Origin of the sequence: Mycobacterium sp. OAS707 (assembly GCF_014873705.1) — a bacterium.
In the GTDB taxonomy this organism is placed as follows: Bacteria; Actinomycetota; Actinomycetes; order Mycobacteriales; family Mycobacteriaceae; genus Mycobacterium.
The window spans coordinates 1-18,971 of the sequence record NZ_JADBDS010000001.1; the positions used below are offsets into that span (position 1 = coordinate 1).

Below are 18,971 nucleotides of genomic sequence, written 5' to 3' on the forward strand. Positions count from 1 at the left end.
ACCCCCCAAACGGGAAAAAAGAGGGCGGCAAAAACAACAACAAACAAAAACCACCAAACACACTATTGAGTTCTCAAACAACACACCCGCGCTGCCGCGCAACGAGCCCGCGGCCAAAAGGCCGCGGACAAGTAGTGCGGACAATCAGGAACCCAACCGAAGTTGGGGCTTCCCTCTGGGAGCCGCCGCGCTCTTCGGGCCAGGCCCGTGTCGCAGCGACTCCGATAAGTTACGTGAGGGATAACTCGGAGTCAAATGGGCTGATAGGGCGTGTCTTTCGGGTTACGGCCTATCGTGCGCACAAGGTACGTCGACTCCAACAAGTGGTCTAACGCACAACGGCAAGACTTTGTTCCCGAAGCCGACAAATCAGCCCACTCGCTCGACTCCGGCGATATTCCGCTTACCGCGTCGGAGGACCAACCAGCGGCCGTGGAGGAAGTCCGACGGCTGCGGCACCCACTCCTCGCTGTCGATCCGCGCGTTGTTGACGTAGGCACCGCCCTCGCCAATGGTTCGTCGCGCGGCGCCCTTGCTGTTGGACAATCCGCTCGCCACCAGCAGGTCAGTGATGGTTTCGGGACCGCCTGGCTTGAGTTCGGCCACGGATGCTTCACGCAGCGCGGCCGCCAGCGTCGGCTCATCGAGCTGGGCCAACTCCCCTCGTCCGAACAGCGCTTGGCTGGCGTGTTCCACTCCTTCGGTCGCGGCCTCGCCGTGCACCAGGTTGGTCAGCTCGCGGGCCAGTCGACGCTGCGCCGCTCGTTCGTGCGGCCGCTCCTGCGTCGCCTGCTCGAGGTCGGCAAGCTCGTCCTGGGAAAGGAAAGTGAACCAGCGCAGGTACCGGATGACATCGGCGTCCGCGGTGTTGATGAAGTACTGGTACCAGGCGTACGGACTGGTCATGTCCGGGTCGAGCCAGAGGCTGCCGCCGCCCGTCGACTTCCCGAACTTCTTGCCTTCGGAATCCGTCACCAGCGGAGTTGTCAGCGCGTGCACCGTCGCGTTCGCGATCTGGCGCACCAGTCGGACCCCGGCGATGATGTTGCCCCACTGATCGGAGCCCCCGATTTGAAGCGAGCATCCGAACCGCCGGTGCAGCTCCACGTAGTCGTTGGCTTGCAACAGCATGTAGCTGAACTCCGTGTAGGAGATGCCGTCGCCCTCCAGGCGGCGCCGGACGGTTTCGCGGTCGAGCATCACGTTGACCGAGAAATGCTTGCCGAGGTCGCGAAGGAACTCGATTGCGGAGAGCTCGCTTGTCCACGACAGGTTGTCCTGCACGATTGCGCCCGTCGGCGAGTCATCGAAGTCGACGAACCGCTCCAGTTGCCCACGTATCCGGTCGGCCCATTCGGCCACGGTGTCCGCCTTGTTGAGCGTCCGCTCACCGGTCTCGCGCGGGTCGCCGATCATTCCGGTGGCGCCGCCGGCCAGCACGATCGGCCGATGCCCCGCCTGCTGAAACCGTCGCAGTGTCAACAGCGGGATCAGATGTCCGGCGTGCAGGCTCGGCGCAGTGGGGTCGAAACCCGAGTACACGGTGACGGGTCCGGTTTCCAGCTCGGCGGCCAACGCATCTCGGTCGGTGGACTGCGCAATCAGCCCACGCCATTCCAACTCGTCGAGGATCGACGTACCCATGCGCTTGATCTTCCCCTACCGTCGATGCCGATGTTGTTGCAGATCCAGGGTCATCACCTGCCGGGCCGCGTCTGGCGGTCCCGCGACGAGTACTACGACAACGTCCATGTCGGCATTCAAGTCGGTAAGGAGCCGCGCGACCTGGTCCGCGCCGACGCGGAGTCGCCGTCCTGGACTGTCCCCATCGACGTCATCTTTCGCGGTGACGGTCTGGACTTCCGCGGCGCCGCCGTGCAGGGCAAGCCTGGCGCCCGGTTTGTGTATCTCACTTGGGGTGACGTCGGCGACGACGGCTCCTTTGCGATGTTCCGACGGGCCAAGCTCATGCTCGCCGACCTCACACCTCTGGTCGCTGAGACGCAAAAGGTGATCGCGAGGGTCGACCTCACCGACGAGTGCGGCGGGCCGCGGTGCGCACGGCTCGCGCCGCCGGCGTTGACCCTCGAGCGGTCGGGTTAGTCGCTTTCGCCGGGAGCCGGCGCCCGCGGACTCCTGCGGTACAGCGACACCTCGGGGCGACCAGCCAGCCAGAACCGCCACGGTCGGTCGGCTGCCTTACTGACGCCAACGCGCGGGCCCTCGACGCCATCATGCTCCTCGTTGAGCGTCACCCGGACCGGGCTCTCGACATCGAACAGGTTAATCCCGTTGTCGTCCATGGTGATTCCGAGCGCTGAGCACAAATTGCCGGGCCCGCGGGCCAATGCGACCGGCCTGGTCAACTCCCCGCGCCGTGACCGGGCCTCATCGATGCCGGCTTCCACCGCCGCGGCCCGCAACAGCACCGCGGCAGCGACTCCGTCCGTCGCGCACACGACGTTCGCACACACATGAATGCCGTGGCTCCGGTAGGTGTAGAGCCGCCCTGCGGGGCCGAACATCACCTTGTTGCGACCGGTCGGACCGCGAAACGAGTGCGCCGCGGCGTCCGGCCACGGGCCGTCCGGCGGCCCCCCATACGCCTCCACTTCGACGATCATCGCGCTGACGCCACGCCCGGTCAGCGCGGCACCGAGCAGCCGCCGCGCCGCGGTCACGGGGTCCACGGACAACAGCTCGGAGCTCACTCGCCCGATTCTGCCTGCGGCCCTTGACACCCCCATCGGCGGGGAGGACTATTCATCACATGATGAGTTCATCGAGCGATGAATTACTTCGCAACGGGGCAGAGCCTGCCATCGACATCCAGAATCTGCGGGTAGTCCGCGGTAAGCGGGTCGCGCTGGACAACATCTCGGTGCAGATCGCGCGCGGGACGATCACCGGCCTGCTCGGCCCGTCGGGCTGCGGCAAAACCACGCTGATGCGCTGCATCGTCGGCACCCAGATCATCGACGAGGGGACGGTCGCGGTGCTGGGCCGCCCGGCCGGGTCGGCTGATCTGCGGTACCGCGTCGGCTACGTCACCCAAGACCCCACCATTTACAACGACCTGCGAATCGTCGACAACGTGCGCTACTTCTCGGCGCTGTATGGCACGGACTCGCAAGCTGCCGACGAAGCGATCGCGGCCGTCGGCCTGGACGATCACCGAACTGCCTTGTGCGGCAACCTATCCGGCGGCCAGCGAACGCGCGTGTCGTTGGCCTGCGCGCTGGTGTCCCGTCCCGAGCTGCTCGTCCTCGACGAGCCCACTGTGGGCCTCGACCCCGTGCTGCGGGTCGATCTGTGGGATCAATTCCACCACCTCGCCAAACGTGGAACGACATTGGTGGTGTCGAGCCACGTGATGGACGAGGCAGACCACTGCGGCGACCTGCTGCTGATGCGCGAGGGCCATCTGCTGGCCCACAGCACACCTGAGAAACTACGAGAGGACACGGGATGTCAGTCACTGGAGGAAGCGTTTCTGTCCGTCATCCGGCACAGCACCGCAGCCGCAGCCGGCTGAGCCCGCAGGCCTACTTCGCCACCACCGGGCGAATCCTGCGGCAGCTCGCCGCCGATCACCGCAGCGTCGCGATGATCCTCGTCGTGCCCAGTCTGATCATCACGCTGATGTATTTCATGTTCCAGAACGCTCCGCATCGGCCTGGTGCGCCGTCGCCGTTCAACAACGCGTGCCTGATCATGCTCGGCGTGTTTCCGCTGATTGTGATGTTCCTGATCACCTCGATAACCATGCAGCGAGAACGGGTTTCGGGGACCCTGGAACGCATCCTGACCACTCCCCTGCGCCGGCTCGACCTGCTGGCCGCCTACGGCACCGCGTTCTCGATAGCGGCCGCGGCGCAGGCCACGCTGGCGTGTCTGGTGTCCTATCTTTTCCTCGGCCTGGACACCAAGGGCAGCCCGATTCTGGTGTTCACCATCGCGATCATCAACGCGGTGCTGGGTGTGGGACTCGGTCTGCTGTGTAGTGCCTTCGCCCGCACCGAGTTTCAGGCCGTGCAGTTCATGCCGGTGGTCATCGCTCCGCAACTGCTGTTGTGCGGCATCATCGTGCCTCGCGACGTCCTGCCGGACTGGCTGCAATGGATCAGCAATGTGCTTCCCGCAAGCTACGCTCTGGAAGCGTTGCAACAGGTCGGCGCATACTCGGAGCCGACGGCGATCGCCGTGCGTGACATCGCCGTTGTGGTCGGCTTCGCGATAGTCGCGCTGTGCCTGGCCGCGGCAACGCTTCGACGAAGGACTCCATAGCTTGACAGCGGAACTCGAACGCAAACGTCCAGGTCGTCCGCCAGGGACATCGGACACGCGCGAGCGCATCCTGGAGAGCGCTCGTAATCTGTTCGCCCGCAATGGCATTGACAAGACATCGATCCGTGCGATCGCCAAGGACGCGGGCGTCGACCCCGCGTTGGTGCATCACTACTTCGGTGCCAAAACCCAGCTGTTCGCCGCGGCCATCCACATTCCGGTCGATCCCATGGATGTCATCGGTCCGCTTCGCCAAGTACCGGTGGAACAGATCGGCTACGTCCTGCCCCGAATTCTGCTCGCGCTGTGGGATTCCGAAATGGGCAAGGGTTTCATCGCGGAGTTGCGATCGTTACTGGCAGGCAATGACGTCACGCTGATTCGCTCCTTCTTGCAGGAAGTGATCACCGTCGAGGTCGGCAGCCGCGTCGACAACCCTCCTGGCAGCGGACGAATCCGCGTGCAGTTCGTCGCATCGCAGTTGGTTGGCATCGTGATGGCCCGCTACATCCTGGAATTGGACCCGTTCAAGTCGCTGCCTGTGGAGCAGATCGCCGAAACGATCGGGCCCAACCTGCAGCGTTATCTGACCGGTGACCTACCCGGACTCACCTGAGGCGCGGTCCAGCAGTCGCTGATGTTCGGCATCGTCGGTCACCGCGACGGCCTCGTCGACGAGAAGAACCGGGATGCCGTCGTCGATGCGATACGCGCGGCGCAGTCGCGGGTTGTAGAGAAACTCGTCATCGACCAACAGCAACGGCCCGCGGTCTTGCGGGCACACGAGAATACTGAGCAGTTTTTCGTCGACCACGGCCGCTAGCCGACGCCGATGAAGACGCCCTGGTTCTGACCCGGCTCCACCGGAACACCCGGGGGCACAGCCGGTGCCATGCCGGGGGGCGCCTGACCGATACCGAAGTTGTAACCGGGCTGCTGGGTGTTACCCGCGTTCTGCTGAAGCGCCTGCATCTTGTGCTGATAGGCCAGCGTGTCTTTCAACGCCTCGATCAGTGGTTGCTGGTTCGGTCGGTAGTCGAGTGCCTTGACGATCGCGTCCGTGTTCGCCTTCGAGGGCTTGAAGCCCAGCGCGCGTAGTTTCAGCACGTCGTGAATCAGGCCGGACAGCTGACCGCCGCCCGCGCCGGTGTCGTAATCCTGGTCGATGATGGCGAGCACCTGATCGGCCGTCATCGCCGGCGCGGCGGGAGTCTGCGCGTTCGGGGTCGCCGGATCGTTCTTGGCGCACTCGGCCCCAGTGCAGCTTTCAACGGGGTCGGCGAAGGCCGTCGCCACACCGAAACCGCCGAGAAGAGACACGGCCATCGCGCTGCCTACAACTGCACGCCGCAGATTACTGGTCTGCAATGTCATCTCCTCCTGCCGACAGCGGGAGCCTAACAGTGAACTCGGCTCACTGTTGAGCGCCAGCGATCTCGGTGCGGACTGCAACAGTCAACCGCTTGTACCGATTCTCATCGGGATCCAGGTACCAGGCGTTACGAGACGGCTTGGGGATGCCCTCGGACTTCAGCGGGCCGACAAGCGGCCGGTAGGTCGCGCTGAGCTGCATCTCCGGCACGACATGCACGATGTCGGGCGGGTTGCCGACGGGCAGATCGGCCAGCGCCTCGTTCAGATCCGCCGATGGGATGCTGCCGCCGGGACGCAGCGCCAATGCCGTCACGGCCAGCTGGTGGCCGTTGGCGTCGACGCCGTATGTCACGGCCAGATCCACCGCACCGAGGCGGCCGACGGCGTCGTTGACGGGCGACGAGTAGACCGTGCCGCGCTCGGTGTGGATCACCGCGCCGCGGTTGTCGACGAGCCAGTAGTCGCCGTCCTCGTCGCGCCGGAACAGGTACTCCGTCGACACCCAGGTGTCGGCCGGGGCGAACACGCCGCGTTTCACCGACGCCGTCGGATCTACTGGGCCGCGCGGGTGGGCGAGCAGCACACCGACTTCGTTCACGTCGGCCCTGCGCACGAATCCCTGCTCGTCCTCGAGGATCAGGTCGTCCTCGGCGTCGTAGGCCGCGAGCTCGACTTCGCCGCCGCCAGGGAGCGCCCTGCCCTTGCTGCCCGGCTTGGCGCCCGAAACGTTGGCCAGCACCGCTTGCCCGTCGGTGGTGGCGAAGAACTCAACGATGTGCGCGGGCTCGAAAACCTCGCACACCCGCTTCCACAGGCCCGTCGGCATGCCCGATCCGATGAACAGCCGCACGGGATGGCTTCCGGTCAGCGAGAAGGCCGGGTCGTCGATGACCTCCCGCAGCATCGCCCAGGTGTAGGACACCACGGTCACGCCGTATTGGCGGATCTCCTGCAGGAACCGGTCGGGGCGTAACTCGCGCGACAGCGCGATGCGGGATCCGCCGACGACCGCGCCGCCTAGGCTCACCAGAAGCCCCGACTGATGATGCAGCGGCGTCAGGCAGTAAACCGTGTCGGCGCGGCCCAGGTTGGCTGCCGACGCGGTGCCGAACGCTGACAGCGCCCAGCGGTAGTTGGTGATCTGGCGGGCGACGAGTTCGCCGCCGATGTTGCTGAACCCGACGAACGCCAGGTCGCGCGCGAGCCCGGGGTTGGGCCGGTACCAACCGGGCAAGTCGACGACGTCGGGGTTGATCTTCTCCATATCTGTGACGTCTGCGTGCTCGGGCAGGTCCAGGTCGCGGGCTTCGCCGCCGCCGAGTACCAGCACCCGTGTGCCGAGCCCGCGGGCCGCGTCCAGGTGGCTCGGATCGGCGATGATCTCTGACACCCCGCCGAGCCGAGCGGCGGCGGCCAGGTCGACGTCGGGCGGCATCAGCACCGCCACGGCGCCGAGACGCGACAGCGCGGCGATCGCGACGAGCGCACTGGGCCGGGTCTCCATCAGCACCCCGACGCGGGCGCCCTGGCGCACGCCCACGTCGATCAGGCCACGGACGACGTTGTTGATCCGGCGGTCCACGGCCTCGTAGGTGTGGACGCGGCCGTCGAACAGCAGGCATTCGCCTTGGGGTACATCGCGGGCCTGCTCGGACATGATGCGCCCGAGCGAGATGCGGGTGTGGTCGTTGATCTGGCCGAGGCGCGCGAGCCGCGGCAGCGTGCGATACGTCTCGACGGCCAACGTGCGCGCGGACTTGTTGGCCGCGACGAAGGCGTCGGCCGCAGTGCGCGCGAGGCTGAACGCCAGCTCGGTCGCGGCGGCGGTGGTGTGGGCGACGCGGGAGGTGAACGAGACACCGCTCTCGTTGTGCTCGGCGGGCTGCAACGCCATTGGGTTGACGCCGTCGGGCTGAGCACCGCTGCCGTCGATCCACTTCACCCACTGCGCAACGGTCGGCCACGTCTGGCTGGCCGCCTTCGATCCCACGACGAGGCCGAAATGCCCTGCGCGGATGAGGAATTCGTAGACATCAGCCTTGGGCGCGGCGCGCTTGATGCCACGCACAGATGCGGGCTGACCGATGTCGTCGACCTCGCCGATAACGGCGAGCACCGGGCAGTCGATGTCGGACAGCGTGACCAGATCGCCGTGGATGGAGAAGCCGCCGCTCATCATCCGGTTGTGGGCGATGAACTGCTTGAGAAGCTCAGCGATGGCGGGGCCCGACCACGCGATCCAGCCTTCCGAGGCGAGGAACCGGCGCTGCTGTTCGCGCGGCAGCAGGGCCTCGCGGTCGTGCAGCTGGCGCAGGAATTCCAGTCGCGACTGCGCGGTCTTGATGGGGTCGAGCATTTGGAAGCCGGTGCGTGCCAGCCAGCCGGGAATGTCGATGCGGCTGAACACGTGATCGGCCATGAAGTCGGCCGCCGCGGGCGCCAGGCTGGCCGGCATGTTCATCGGCAGCGCGGCCAGGGTGTCGACGGGCGAGCCGAACGCGACGATGCTGGCCAGGTCTTTGGACCGGCGGTAGGCCGCGCTCTGGTAGGCGAACATGCCGCCCTGCGAGTAGCCGGCCAGGTGCACGTCGCGGCCGGTGACCTCCTTGACGGTGTCGATCGCTTCGCTGAGTGCCACCACGTGGTCGGCGAGGTTGCGGTCCATGCCGCCTTCGACCTTGTCGGGCGAGCCGAAGTCGATGACCCATGGGTCGACGCCGGCGTTGTGCAGGATGCCGACGGCGCCGTCGTCGCGGGTGACGTCCCACATGTCGGCCGACATCATCATCGGATGCACCATCAAAACCGGGGGTCCCGGCCGTTTTGCGCTTGGACGCGTGTCGGGAGGGAAGTAGCGCCGCAGCCGGTACATCGGAACGCTCTCGATGATCTGGAACGGTGACGGTACGGCGCCGGTTTCCAGGCCGCCGTAGCGCAGCACCTCCAGCCCGTTCTGCGCGGTGGCCACCAGCCGCCCGACCGGCCTGGTAATCGCCGAAAGGTCCACCACGACCCACTCCCCTTATGCCGCTCCAGTCCCCCGACCGTCGACGTCATCATGGCATGTCGTCCGCATATCATCGGCGGCTGATGGCGAATCTGATCAACGTCGAGCGGGCGACCGTCGGCTATGGCACCCGCACGCTGTTGGACGCGGTCAGCCTCGGTGTCGAGGAGGGCGACGCGATCGGCGTCGTCGGGCGCAACGGCGACGGCAAAACGACCCTGCTGCAGGTGCTGACCGAAACCAGGCCCCCCGATTCCGGCCGGGTCACGCATACCTCCGGACTCTCGGTCGGCTATCTGCGACAGGGCGACGAGCTCCTTGGCGCCACCGTGCGGGAGGTGATCGTCGGCGGCCGGGCCGACCATGTGTGGGCCGCCGAGCCGGAGACCCGCGAGGTCGTCTCGCATCTGTTGTCCGGTGTGGATCTGGATGCTGAAGTCGTCCGGCTCTCCGGTGGTGAGCGTCGCCGGGTGGCGCTTGCCGAGGTGCTGCTCGCCGGCCACGACGTACTGGTGCTGGACGAGCCGACCAACCATCTCGACGTCGAGGTGATCGGGTGGCTGGCGGGCTACCTGCGCGGACGACGCACCAAGGCGTTGGTTGTGGTGAGCCACGATCGCTGGTTTCTCGACGAGGTGTGCACGCGGACGTGGGAGGTGCACGGCGGCGCGGTCGACGCGTACGACGGCGGGTATGCGGCCTACGTTCTTGCTCGCGCGGAGCGGATGCGACTGGCCGCGGGGACCGAGGCGCGCCGACGCAATCTGATGCGCAAGGAACTGGCCTGGCTTCGGCGCGGGCCGCCGGCACGCACGTCGAAACCCAAGTTCCGGATCCAGGCCGCCAACGACCTGATAGCCAACGAGCCGCCGCCCCGCGATTCGCTTGTGCTGCAACGCTTTGCGACGACGCGCCTTGGCAAGGACGTGTTCGATCTGCACAGGGTTGTGTTGGAAGTGGCCGATCGGGTGATCTTGGACCGGGTGGACTGGTCCATCGGGCCGGGTGCCCGCATCGGGTTGGTCGGGGTGAACGGCACGGGCAAGACGTCGGTGTTGCGGCTGCTGACCGGCGAGTTGCAGCCTTCGGCGGGCACGATCAAGCGCGGCACCACGCTTCGGATCGGCTATCTGAGCCAGGCGCTGGTTGAGTTGGACAGTGCGTCGCGGGTCTTGGATGCCGTCGAGAACCGGCGCCGGGTAACCGAATTGGCGGGTGGACGCGAGATCACGGCCGACACCTTGCTGAAGGACTTCGGCTTCACCGGCGACAAGTTGACCGCGCGGATTGCGGACCTGTCCGGTGGCGAGCGGCGTCGGCTGCAGTTCCTGCGGCTGTTGCTCGACGAGCCGAACGTGTTGCTACTCGACGAGCCGACAAACGATCTCGATATCGACACGCTGACGGTGATCGAGGACTACCTCGACGGCTGGCCGGGAACGCTGATCGTCGTCACGCACGATCGGTATTTCCTCGAGCGCGTCAGCGACGTGACGTATGCGTTGACCGGCGGCGGCCGATGCGACATGCTGCCCGGCGGAATCGAGCAATACCTCGCGGACCGAGTAGCGGCGGCTTCCGGTGAGACGAAGGCATCTGCGCCGGTGCGGGCGTCCGAGTCGGCGTCGGCCCGCGAGCGACGGGCAGGCAAGGAGATGGCCCGGATCGAAGGGCAGCTGCAGAAGCTCGACGGTCAGATCGCGGCGTTGCATGACTCGATGGCGGAGGCGGCCGCCGATCATGTGCGGGTCGGCGAGCTCAACGTCCAGCTTCAGGAGCTGTTGGAGCGCAAGGAATCGCTGGAAGAGGCGTGGCTGGCGGCGGCCGGGGACTGAGCCGCAACCGTCGTCAGCGCCTGAGCTGCATCCGCAACCGGTCAGCGGTGTCGCGAACGACGCCGAGTTGCTTGGCGACCTGTATCGGGGCCGTGCCGCCGCGGGCGTCGCGCGAGTTGACCGACCCGTCGATCGTGAGCACGTCGCGCACTTCTCCCGTGAGCTCCGGATGGATGTCGGCGAGTTCCGCGTCTTCGAGATCCTCGAGACCGACGCCGCGTGCCTCGGCCGCGCGCACCGCCGCGCCCGCGGCCTCATGTGCGACGCGGAACGGAACTCCCCTGCGCACAAGCCATTCCGCCACATCGGTGGCCAACGTGAAGCCCAGTGGCGCGAGCTCCGCCATCCGGTCGACATCGAAGCTCAACGTCCCGACTAGCCCGGCCATCGCGGGCAGTAGCAGTTCGAGTTGGGCCACCGAGTCGAACACCGGCTCCTTGTCCTCTTGCAGATCGCGGTTGTACGCCAGCGGCTGCGCCTTGAGCGTCGCCAGCAATCCGGTGAGATTGCCGATGAGCCTGCCCGCCTTACCGCGTGCCAGCTCTGCGATGTCGGGGTTCTTCTTCTGCGGCATGATCGAGCTGCCCGTCGACCATGAGTCGTGCAGCGTGACATAGCCGAATTCTGTTGTGCTCCAAAGGATGATGTCCTCAGCCAGCCGGGACAGGTCTACCCCGATCATCGACAGCACGAAGGCTGCCTCCGCTGCGAAGTCGCGGGACGCGGTGGCATCGATGGAGTTGTCGGCTGCGGCTTCAAAGCCGAGGTCCTCAGCAATGGCGTCGGGATCAAGCCCGAGTGAAGATCCCGCCAGAGCTCCAGACCCGTACGGCGACACCGCCGCCCGCTTGTCGAAGTCGATCAGGCGGTCGACGTCGCGCAGCAGCGGATGAGCGTGCGCCAACAGATGATGCGCCAACAACACCGGTTGCGCCGATTGCAGATGCGTCTTGCCGGGCATGATCGCCGTCGGGTGCGCCGCGGCCTGGGTCGCCAGCGCAGCGACAACTTCGAGCGCACCGTCGGCCACTCGACGCACGGCGTCGCGCAGCCACATTCGAAACAGCGTGGCCACCTGATCGTTTCGCGACCGCCCGGCCCGCAGTCGGCCGCCCAGCTCCTCGCCGACCCGGTCGATCAGGCCACGCTCAAGCGCGCCGTGTACGTCCTCGTCGGTGACCAGCGGCCCGAAGCTGCCGTCCGCGACGTCCTCGGCCAGGCTGTCCAATCCGGTCAGCAGGCCATCGCGCTGCTCTTCGGTCAGCAGGCCGGCGCGATACAGCACCTGGGTGTGCGCCTTGGACGCGGCGACGTCATACGGTGCCAGCACCCAGTCGAAGTGTGTCGACTTGCTCAGCGCGGCAAGGGCATCGGACGGCCCGTCGGCGAACCTGCCGCCCCACAGTGAGCCCTCGTTGGTGCTCATATGTGCACACCCGATGCCGCGCGAGCGTGCCCAGTTGTACACAAAATGCGGCGTGTCGACGTGCAGACACGCACGCTCGCGGTCATTTAGCGAGGTCCCTGCGGGCTGAAATCTTCGACGACAGGCCGTGCACGTGCACGAACCCCTTGGCCGCCGACTGGTCGAACGTGTCGCCCTCGTCGTACGTAGCCAAGTTGAAGTCATACAGCGACTCGGCGCTCCGGCGGCCGTTGACCGCAATGTGCCCGCCGTGCAACACCATCCGGATCTCTCCCGACACATGCTCCTGCGTTTTGGCGACGAACGACTCCAGTGCGGACTTCAGCGGCGAGTACCACAGCCCGTCGTATACCAGCTCGCCCCACTTCTGGTCCGTCGTCCGCTTGAACCGGCCGAGTTCACGTTCCAGCGTCACGTGCTCGAGTTCGGTGTGTGCGGTGATGAGCACCATCGCACCTGGCGCCTCATAGATTTCGCGGCTCTTGATGCCGACGAGCCGGTCCTCGACCACATCGAGCCTGCCGACACCCTGCGAACCCGCGCGCTCGTTGAGCTCCTCGATGGCCTGCAGCACGCTGACCGGCTTGCCGTCGATCGACACCGGCACACCCTTTTCGAATCCGACGATGACCTCGTCGGGAGTGCTCCAGTTGACGGTGGGGTCCTCGGTGTAGTCGTAGACGTCCTTGGTCGGCGCGTTCCACAGGTGCTCGAGGAATCCGGTTTCCACCGCCCGACCCCAGACGTTCTGGTCGATCGAGAACGGTGAGCGCTTGGTGACATTGATCGGGATCGCGTTCTCCTCGGCGAACGCGATGGCCTTCTCCCGCGTCCACGCGTAGTCGCGGACCGGGGCAAGCACCTCGAGATCTGGTGCCAGCGAAGCGAATCCGACCTCGAAGCGCACCTGGTCGTTGCCCTTACCGGTGCAGCCGTGCGCGACGATGCCGCCCCCGTGCTCGCGGGCCGCGGCCACCAGGTGCTTGACGATCAGCGGCCGGGACAGCGCCGACACCAACGGATAACGGTCCATATACAGCGCGTTGGACTTGATCGCGGGCAGGCAGTACTCGTCGGCGAACTCGTCTCGGGCGTCGACGACGACGGCCTCCACTGCGCCGCAGTCGAGTGCGCGCTTGCGGACGACCTCCATGTCCTCGCCGCCCTGACCGAGGTCGATGGCGACCGCGACCACTTCTTTTCCGGTTTCCTTGCCGATCCAGCTGATCGCCACGGAGGTGTCCAAACCACCGGAATACGCCAGAATGACGCGTTCGGATCCCGATTTTGGCAACCTAATCTCCTCCTTGTTGGATGCTTTCAAGCTTTGCGGCGAGTTCAGCACCGGTCATCGGCTCACGAGCCACCACCAGGATGGTGTCGTCGCCGGCGATGGTCCCGACCACATACTGCAGTGCCGCGCGGTCGATCGCGCTGGCGAGGTAATGGGCGGCGCCCGGCGGCGTGCGCAGCACCGCGAGGTTTCCGCTGGCATCCGTTGACACCAACAGCTCGCCGAGCAGACGCGACATGCGTTCGGTGCCACCGGTGACGCCGCGCACCGGGCTGCCGTCCTCTGGCACGACGTATACGCCCACGCCGCCGTCCGCGCCCCGCAACTTCACCGCACCGAGCTCCTCGAGGTCGCGTGACAGCGTGGCCTGCGTGACGTCGATGCCTTCGTCGGCCAGCATCGCGGCCAGTTCGGTTTGGCTGTGCACCGACTGCGACGACAGCAGCGAGACGATGCGCGCCTGCCGCCCGACCCGGGTCGCGGAAGTCATGACCGCTCCAGCAGCCACACCAGCAGCGCCTTCTGTGCGTGCAGCCGGTTCTCGGCCTCGTCCCACACTGCGCTGTGCGGCCCGTCGATCACCTCGTCGGTGATCTCGAATCCGCGGTGCGCCGGAAGGCAATGCAGCACAATCACATTCCGCTGCGCCCGAGCGAGTAGCGCCGCGTTGACCTGGAAGGGCCGAAACGGCCTCACCCGATCCAGTCCGTCGTTCTCCTGGCCCATCGACGTCCAGGTGTCGGTGACAAGCACGTCCGCGCCGTCAGCGGCAGCATGTGGATCCGCGGTCAACGTCACCGACGCGCCGGTGTCGGCGGCACGCTTCTCGGCGGCCGCGACGAACTGCGGGTCAGGCTCGAAACCAGCGGGAGCGGCGATGGTGACGTGGATGCCTGCGGTGACGCCGCCGAGCATCAGCGAGTGCGCCATGTTGTTGGCGCCGTCGCCGAAGTAGGCCAACCGCAGCCCGTTCAACGTGCCGAGGCGTTCGTCGAGCGTCTGGAGGTCGGCGAGCACCTGGCATGGGTGGAACTCGTCGGACAGTGCATTGACAACGGGGACCGTGGCGCCAGATGCCATGGCGCTCAGGCGTTCCTGTGCGAACGTACGCCACACGATCGCGTCGACATACCGCGACAACACACGTCCCGTGTCTTCGAGGGTCTCCTCACGACCGAGTTGCGTGCTACGACCGTCGACCACGACGGCGTGTCCGCCGAGTTGTCCGATGCCGATCTCAAAGGAGAACCGGGTGCGGGTGGAGTTCTTGTCGAAGATGACGGCTACGCCGCGCGGCCCCTCGAGCGGCCGCGCGCTGAACGGATTCGCCTTGAGTTCACGAGCCAGCGCCAGCACCTCGGCCTGCTCGTCTGGCGTGAGGTCGTCGTCGCGCAGAAAATGACGGGTCACGCCTGGGCCCCCTTGTCCAGCACACCAGGCAGCGCTGTGAGGAAGTCGCCGATCTGCGCCTCGGTGATCACCAGCGGCGGTGCCAGCCGGATCACATCGGGCGCAGCGGCGTTGACCAGGAAGCCGGCCTCGCGGGCCGCGGCCTCGACGGGTTTGGCGGCGTCAGCGGTCAGCACCACACCCTGCAGCAGACCGCGGCCTCGGACGTAGTCGACGAGCGGATGATGCAGCGCCTCGATGCCATGCGACAACGTCTTGCCCAGCACGTCGGCGCGGCCGACCAGTTCGTTGTCGGCCAGCACCTTGATCACCGCATTCGCGGCGGCCGTGCAGACCGGGTTGCCGCCGAACGTGCTGCCGTGCAAGCCGGGTGTGAGCAGATCGGCGGTCTTGCCGACGGCGAGGCACGCACCGATCGGCAGGCCGCCGCCCAACCCCTTGGCCAGGGTGACGATGTCGGGTGTGATGCCGTCGTGCTGGTGTGCGAAAAAGGCTCCGGTGCGGCCCATTCCGGTCTGCACCTCGTCGAGCACCAGCAGCGCGCCGTGCTTGGTGGTGATCTCCCGCGCGGCGACCAGGTAGCCGGCCGGCGGAACGACCACGCCGCCCTCCCCCATGATCGGCTCGAGAAACACGGCTGCGGTCGCGTCGTCGACAGCGGCTTCCAGCGCTGCGACGTCGCCGTACGGAACGTGTGTGACGTCGCCGGGCAGCGGCTCGAACGGCTCCTGTTTCGACGGTTGGCCGGTCAACGCCAGCGAGCCCATCGTGCGGCCGTGAAAAGCACCATGAGCGGCAACGAGTTTCGTGCGCCCAGTCAGCCGGGTGATTTTGAACGCGACCTCGTTGGCCTCGGTCCCGGAATTGCAGAAGAACACCCTGGCGTCAGCACCGAGCAGTCCGACGAGCGATTCGGCCAGTGCGACACCGGGTTCGGTGGCGTACAGGTTGGACGTGTGTCCCAGCGTGTTGAGCTGACGGGTGACAGCCTCGATGACCGCGGGGTGGCGGTGACCGAGGATGTTGACCGCGATGCCACCGAGCAGGTCGACATACGACTTGCCGTCGACGTCGGTCACCACGGCTCCCTCGCCGCTGGCCAGCGCGAGCGGCGGTGTGCCGTAGTTGTTCATCATCACGCCCGACCAGCGCTGCAGGAGGGTGCTCATGCCGGTACCACCTTGGTGCCCGTCCCTTCGTCGGTGAACAACTCGACCAGTACGCAGTGTTCGACGCGGCCGTCGATGACGTGTGCGCTCGGCACCCCGCCCGACACCGCGCGCATGCACGCCTCGATCTTGGGCACCATGCCCGACTCCAGTTTCGGAAGCAGTTGCGTCAGCGCCGCGGTGTCGATCTCGCTGACCAATGAATCTCGGTCGGGCCAGCTGGTGTAGAGGCCTTCGACGTCGGTCAGCACCACGAGCTTCTCGGCGCCGAGCGCCTCGGCCAGCGCGGCCGCCGCGGTGTCGGCGTTGATGTTGTGCACGACGCCCTCGGCGTCGGGAGCGATCGTCGAGACCACCGGAATACGGCCTGCGGCAATCAGATCCATCAGTGCCGCGGCATCGACACGCTCGACGTCGCCGACCAGCCCGATGTCGGTCGCGACGCCGTCGACCGTGACGCTGCGGCGCACCGCGGTGAACAGATGGGCGTCCTCGCCGGTGATGCCGACTGCGTACGGGCCGTGTGCGTTGATCAGGCCCACCAGCTCGCGGCCGACCTGTCCGAACAGCACCATGCGTGCCACGTCCAGCACCTCGGGTGTGGTGACACGGAAGCCGCCCTTGAAATCGCCTGCGATGCCGAGGCGTTTGAGCATCGCACTGATCTGCGGTCCACCGCCGTGCACGACGACCGGATGGATGCCGCAGTTGCGCAGGAACACCATGTCGGCAGCGAAAGCGGACTTGAGCACGTCGTCGGTCATTGCGTTGCCGCCGTACTTGATGACCACGATCTTGCCGTGCATTTGCTTGAGCCACGGCAGCGCCGCGGCGAGCACCTGCGCCTTCAGCGGCGTAGCGAGCGTCATGAGCTGTACGCCGAGTTCTCTTCGACGTAGCCGTGCGACAGATCCGTGGTGCGGATACTCGCTCGATCCGACCCGACGCCGAGATCGATCGTGACGTCGATATCGGCGCCGGACAGGTCGACGTCGCGTGCGCCCGGGGCTCCGGTGCCGTCGACACAGACCGGAGATCCGTTGAACGACACACCGATCCGATCGGCGTCGAGAGCAACCGGCGCCATGCCGACCGCAGCCAGCACCCGGCCCCAGTTCGGATCCGAGCCGAACAGCGCGGTCTTGACCAGGCTGTCGCGGGCCACCACCCGGGCCGCTGTCAGCGCGTCGGCTTCGGAGGCGGCGCCGGTGACCGTGATGACGACGCGTTTGGTGACGCCCTCGGCGTCGGCCTGCAACTGCGCGCACAGGTCGTCGCACACGCGCAGCACCGCGTCATCGAGTTCGCTTTGGCTGGGTGTGATCTCGCTGGCTCCAGATGCCAGCAGCAGCACGGTGTCGTTGGTGGAGCAGCTTCCGTCGACGTCGAGGCGGTCGAAGGTCAAGGCCGCCGCGTTGCGCAGGGCATGGTCCAGTGCCGCGGCGTCGGCGACCGCGTCGGTGGTGATCACCGTCAGCATCGTCGCCAGCGACGGCGCCAACATGCCCGCGCCCTTGGCCATGCCGCCGACCGTCCAGTTGCCGCTGTGGTGCAGCGCAACCTGTTTCGGCACGGTATCGGTGGTCATGATGGCGCGGGCGGCTTCCTCGCCTCCGGTCAGCCCGCCTGCCAACTCGTGCACGATCTCGGTGACGCCGGCCAGCACCTTGTCCATCGGCAGCCGATCGCCGATCAGCCCGGTCGAGCAGACGGCCACCTCGATGGCGCCGGTTTCGGTGCCCCAGTCAGACAGTGCCGCGGCGACGGCCTCCGCGGTCGCGTGTGCGTCCTGAAACCCTTGTGGCCCTGTGCAGGCGTTGGCGCCACCGGAATTGAGGATCACCGCGCGCAACCGGCCCGTGGTCAGCACCTGCTGCGACCACAGCACCGGCGCAGCCTTGACCTTGTTGCGGGTGAACACGCCCGCCGCCGCGTAGTCCGGCCCCTCGTTGAACACCAGGGCCAGGTCGAGTGCGCCGGACGCCTTGATGCCGGCTGCGATTCCGGTGGCTCGAAAACCTGCGGGCGCGGTGACGCCCTGTGTGCGCACCAGCCGGGTGGTTTCGGTGGTATCGGTCACGGCGCCACTCCCACGATCGAAAGTCCTTCCGTCTCTGGCCAACCCAATGCGAGGTTCATCGATTGCACGGCGGCGCCACCGGTCCCCTTGACGAGGTTGTCGATGGCGGCGATGACGACGAGCATCCCGGCATCTTCATCCAGGGCCACCGCCAACTGGGCGGCGTTGCTCCCGATCACCGCGCCCGTCTTCGGCAGCTGGCCTTCTGGCAGTAGATGCACGAAAGGCTCTGCATCGTAAGCTTTTTCGTAGGCAGCGCGCAGCTGCGACAGCGGCGCCGATGTGCGGGCGGTGCAGGTGGCCAGGATGCCGCGGGATGTCGGGATGAGCACCGGCGTGAACGACACCGTGATGTTCTTGTCGGTCAACGCCGCCAGACCCTGCGCGATCTCCGGAGTGTGGCGGTGTTTGCCGCCGATGTTGTAGGCACGGGCCGATCCGATCACCTCGGAGCCGAGCAAGTCCACCTTGGCTGCCCGGCCGGCACCGGAGGTCCCGCTGACCGCGACGACGGTGACGGCGGGCTCGATCAGGTCCTCGGCGATCGCAGGCCAGAGCGCCAGCAGCGCCGCGGTGGGATAGCAACCGGGCACGGCGATCCGCTTGGCGTCCCGCAACTGCTCGCGCGCGCCTGGCAGTTCGGGCAGCCCGTACGGCCAACTGCCCGCGTGCGCGGAGCCGTAGAACCTCTCCCACGCCGTCGCGTCAGTGAGCCGGAAGTCGGCACCGCAGTCGATGACCACGGTCTCGAAGCCCAACTGCTCGGCCAGCGCGGCGGAATGCCCGTGCGGCAGGGCGAGGAACACGACGTCATGGCCTGCCAGCACGTCGATATCGGTCGCGTCGAGAACCCGGCCCGCCAATGGCAGCAGGTGGGGGTGGTGTTCGGCCAGGGTCGTGCCCGCGCTGGCTGCGGCGGTGAGTGCGCCGATGGTCAGCCTGCCGTCCGCGTAGGCCGGATGGCCGAGCAGGAGCCGAAGGATCTCGCCACCGGCATATCCGCTGGCACCGGCGACCGCGACAGACGTCATGCAGCGATTCTGCATGGTTATGCAGCGTGTCGCAAATTGATTTACCAAGCAGGGCCCG

The 18,971-nt window shown here is 66.7% G+C and carries 18 protein-coding genes; 5 read left to right on the forward strand and 13 right to left on the reverse strand.

Annotated features, from left to right (window positions below):
* Positions 1-369: 369 nt before the first annotated feature.
* Positions 370-1,644, reverse strand: a complete 1,275-nt coding sequence (gene tyrS / locus GGC64_RS00005; protein WP_192720426.1) for a tyrosine--tRNA ligase — start codon at positions 1,642-1,644, stop codon at positions 370-372.
* Positions 1,645-1,674: 30 nt separating this feature from the next.
* Between tyrS and GGC64_RS00010 the strand changes: the two genes are divergently transcribed.
* Positions 1,675-2,103: a DUF5990 family protein gene (locus GGC64_RS00010; protein WP_192720427.1), complete on the forward strand. Its 429-nt coding sequence runs from the start codon at positions 1,675-1,677 to the stop codon at positions 2,101-2,103.
* Here the strand turns inward: GGC64_RS00010 and GGC64_RS00015 are convergent.
* Positions 2,100-2,711: a DNA-3-methyladenine glycosylase gene (locus tag GGC64_RS00015; protein ID WP_370581916.1), complete on the reverse strand. Its 612-nt coding sequence runs from the start codon at positions 2,709-2,711 to the stop codon at positions 2,100-2,102. The two genes, GGC64_RS00010 and GGC64_RS00015, sit on opposite strands and share 4 nt — an antisense overlap.
* A gap of 59 nt (positions 2,712-2,770) precedes the next feature.
* Here GGC64_RS00015 and GGC64_RS00020 point away from each other — a divergent pair, with 59 nt between their 5' ends.
* Genes GGC64_RS00020 through GGC64_RS00030 form a run of 3 tightly spaced genes read left to right on the forward strand, consistent with a single transcriptional unit; the run spans position 2,771 to position 4,903 of the window.
* Positions 2,771-3,535, forward strand: coding sequence for an ABC transporter ATP-binding protein (locus tag GGC64_RS00020; protein WP_192720429.1), 765 nt, complete (start codon positions 2,771-2,773; stop codon positions 3,533-3,535).
* A complete protein-coding gene (locus GGC64_RS00025; protein WP_225951120.1) occupies positions 3,469-4,287 on the forward strand; it encodes an ABC transporter permease in 819 nt (272 codons plus the stop codon). Before GGC64_RS00020 ends, GGC64_RS00025 begins: the two co-directional genes overlap by 67 nt.
* A 1-nt stretch (position 4,288) precedes the next feature.
* Positions 4,289-4,903, forward strand: coding sequence for a TetR/AcrR family transcriptional regulator (locus GGC64_RS00030; protein WP_192720430.1), 615 nt, complete (start codon positions 4,289-4,291; stop codon positions 4,901-4,903).
* Here the strand turns inward: GGC64_RS00030 and GGC64_RS00035 are convergent.
* The 3 genes from GGC64_RS00035 to GGC64_RS00045 form a co-directional block, all read right to left on the reverse strand.
* A complete protein-coding gene (locus GGC64_RS00035) occupies positions 4,886-5,101 on the reverse strand; it encodes a Trm112 family protein (RefSeq protein ID WP_192720431.1) in 216 nt (71 codons plus the stop codon). The two genes, GGC64_RS00030 and GGC64_RS00035, sit on opposite strands and share 18 nt — an antisense overlap.
* Positions 5,102-5,106: 5 nt before the next feature.
* Positions 5,107-5,613 (reverse strand): hypothetical protein, encoded by a 507-nt coding sequence (locus tag GGC64_RS00040; RefSeq protein WP_225951121.1) that lies wholly within the window; start codon positions 5,611-5,613, stop codon positions 5,107-5,109.
* A gap of 88 nt (positions 5,614-5,701) precedes the next feature.
* On the reverse strand, positions 5,702-8,671 hold the full coding sequence (locus GGC64_RS00045; protein ID WP_370581917.1) for an acyl-CoA synthetase: 2,970 nt from the start codon (positions 8,669-8,671) through the stop codon (positions 5,702-5,704).
* 80 nt (positions 8,672-8,751) lie between these two features.
* Here GGC64_RS00045 and GGC64_RS00050 point away from each other — a divergent pair, with 80 nt between their 5' ends.
* Positions 8,752-10,503 carry an ABC-F family ATP-binding cassette domain-containing protein gene (locus GGC64_RS00050; protein WP_192720433.1) on the forward strand — a complete coding sequence of 584 codons (1,752 nt, stop codon included), beginning with the start codon at positions 8,752-8,754 and terminating at the stop codon, positions 10,501-10,503.
* Positions 10,504-10,516: 13 nt separating this feature from the next.
* On the opposite strand, the gene argH is transcribed toward GGC64_RS00050, so the two are convergent.
* The 8 genes from argH to argC form a co-directional block, all read right to left on the reverse strand.
* Positions 10,517-11,929 (reverse strand): argininosuccinate lyase, encoded by a 1,413-nt coding sequence (argH, locus tag GGC64_RS00055; protein WP_192720434.1) that lies wholly within the window; start codon positions 11,927-11,929, stop codon positions 10,517-10,519.
* An 82-nt stretch (positions 11,930-12,011) separates the two neighbouring features.
* On the reverse strand, positions 12,012-13,223 hold the full coding sequence (locus GGC64_RS00060) for an argininosuccinate synthase (RefSeq protein ID WP_192720435.1): 1,212 nt from the start codon (positions 13,221-13,223) through the stop codon (positions 12,012-12,014).
* A 1-nt stretch (position 13,224) separates the two neighbouring features.
* Entirely contained in the window at positions 13,225-13,713 is a 489-nt protein-coding gene (locus tag GGC64_RS00065; protein ID WP_192720436.1) for an arginine repressor, read from the reverse strand.
* The gene (gene argF, locus GGC64_RS00070) at positions 13,710-14,633 is read right to left on the reverse strand and encodes an ornithine carbamoyltransferase (protein WP_192720437.1); all 924 of its coding nucleotides are present in this window, start codon (positions 14,631-14,633) and stop codon (positions 13,710-13,712) included. Before argF ends, GGC64_RS00065 begins: the two co-directional genes overlap by 4 nt.
* The gene (locus tag GGC64_RS00075) at positions 14,630-15,802 is read right to left on the reverse strand and encodes an acetylornithine transaminase (protein WP_192720438.1); all 1,173 of its coding nucleotides are present in this window, start codon (positions 15,800-15,802) and stop codon (positions 14,630-14,632) included. The genes argF and GGC64_RS00075 overlap by 4 nt, the downstream gene beginning before the upstream one ends.
* Positions 15,799-16,671: an acetylglutamate kinase gene (gene argB / locus GGC64_RS00080; RefSeq protein WP_192720439.1), complete on the reverse strand. Its 873-nt coding sequence runs from the start codon at positions 16,669-16,671 to the stop codon at positions 15,799-15,801. Before argB ends, GGC64_RS00075 begins: the two co-directional genes overlap by 4 nt.
* Positions 16,668-17,882, reverse strand: coding sequence for a bifunctional glutamate N-acetyltransferase/amino-acid acetyltransferase ArgJ (gene argJ, locus GGC64_RS00085; RefSeq protein ID WP_192720440.1), 1,215 nt, complete (start codon positions 17,880-17,882; stop codon positions 16,668-16,670). Before argJ ends, argB begins: the two co-directional genes overlap by 4 nt.
* Positions 17,879-18,928, reverse strand: a complete 1,050-nt coding sequence (gene argC / locus GGC64_RS00090; RefSeq protein WP_192720441.1) for an N-acetyl-gamma-glutamyl-phosphate reductase — start codon at positions 18,926-18,928, stop codon at positions 17,879-17,881. Before argC ends, argJ begins: the two co-directional genes overlap by 4 nt.
* Between the last annotated feature and the right edge of the window lie 43 nt (positions 18,929-18,971).

What these genes read in the sequence shown, in the direction of transcription:
- GGC64_RS00065 (WP_192720436.1), bottom strand. Translation starts at nt 13,713, where the DNA reads ATGACTTCCGCGACCCGGGTCGGGCGGCAGGCGCGCATCGTCTCGCTG.
- argC (WP_192720441.1), bottom strand. Translation starts at nt 18,928, where the DNA reads ATGCAGAATCGCTGCATGACGTCTGTCGCGGTCGCCGGTGCCAGCGGA.
- GGC64_RS00075 (WP_192720438.1), bottom strand. Translation starts at nt 15,802, where the DNA reads ATGAGCACCCTCCTGCAGCGCTGGTCGGGCGTGATGATGAACAACTAC.
- GGC64_RS00025 (WP_225951120.1), top strand. Translation starts at nt 3,469, where the DNA reads ATGTCAGTCACTGGAGGAAGCGTTTCTGTCCGTCATCCGGCACAGCAC.
- argH (WP_192720434.1), bottom strand. Translation starts at nt 11,929, where the DNA reads ATGAGCACCAACGAGGGCTCACTGTGGGGCGGCAGGTTCGCCGACGGG.
- GGC64_RS00050 (WP_192720433.1), top strand. Translation starts at nt 8,752, where the DNA reads ATGGCGAATCTGATCAACGTCGAGCGGGCGACCGTCGGCTATGGCACC.
- argB (WP_192720439.1), bottom strand. Translation starts at nt 16,671, where the DNA reads ATGACGCTCGCTACGCCGCTGAAGGCGCAGGTGCTCGCCGCGGCGCTG.
- GGC64_RS00020 (WP_192720429.1), top strand. Translation starts at nt 2,771, where the DNA reads ATGATGAGTTCATCGAGCGATGAATTACTTCGCAACGGGGCAGAGCCT.
- GGC64_RS00040 (WP_225951121.1), bottom strand. Translation starts at nt 5,613, where the DNA reads ATGGCCGTGTCTCTTCTCGGCGGTTTCGGTGTGGCGACGGCCTTCGCC.
- tyrS (WP_192720426.1), bottom strand. Translation starts at nt 1,644, where the DNA reads ATGGGTACGTCGATCCTCGACGAGTTGGAATGGCGTGGGCTGATTGCG.
- GGC64_RS00010 (WP_192720427.1), top strand. Translation starts at nt 1,675, where the DNA reads ATGTTGTTGCAGATCCAGGGTCATCACCTGCCGGGCCGCGTCTGGCGG.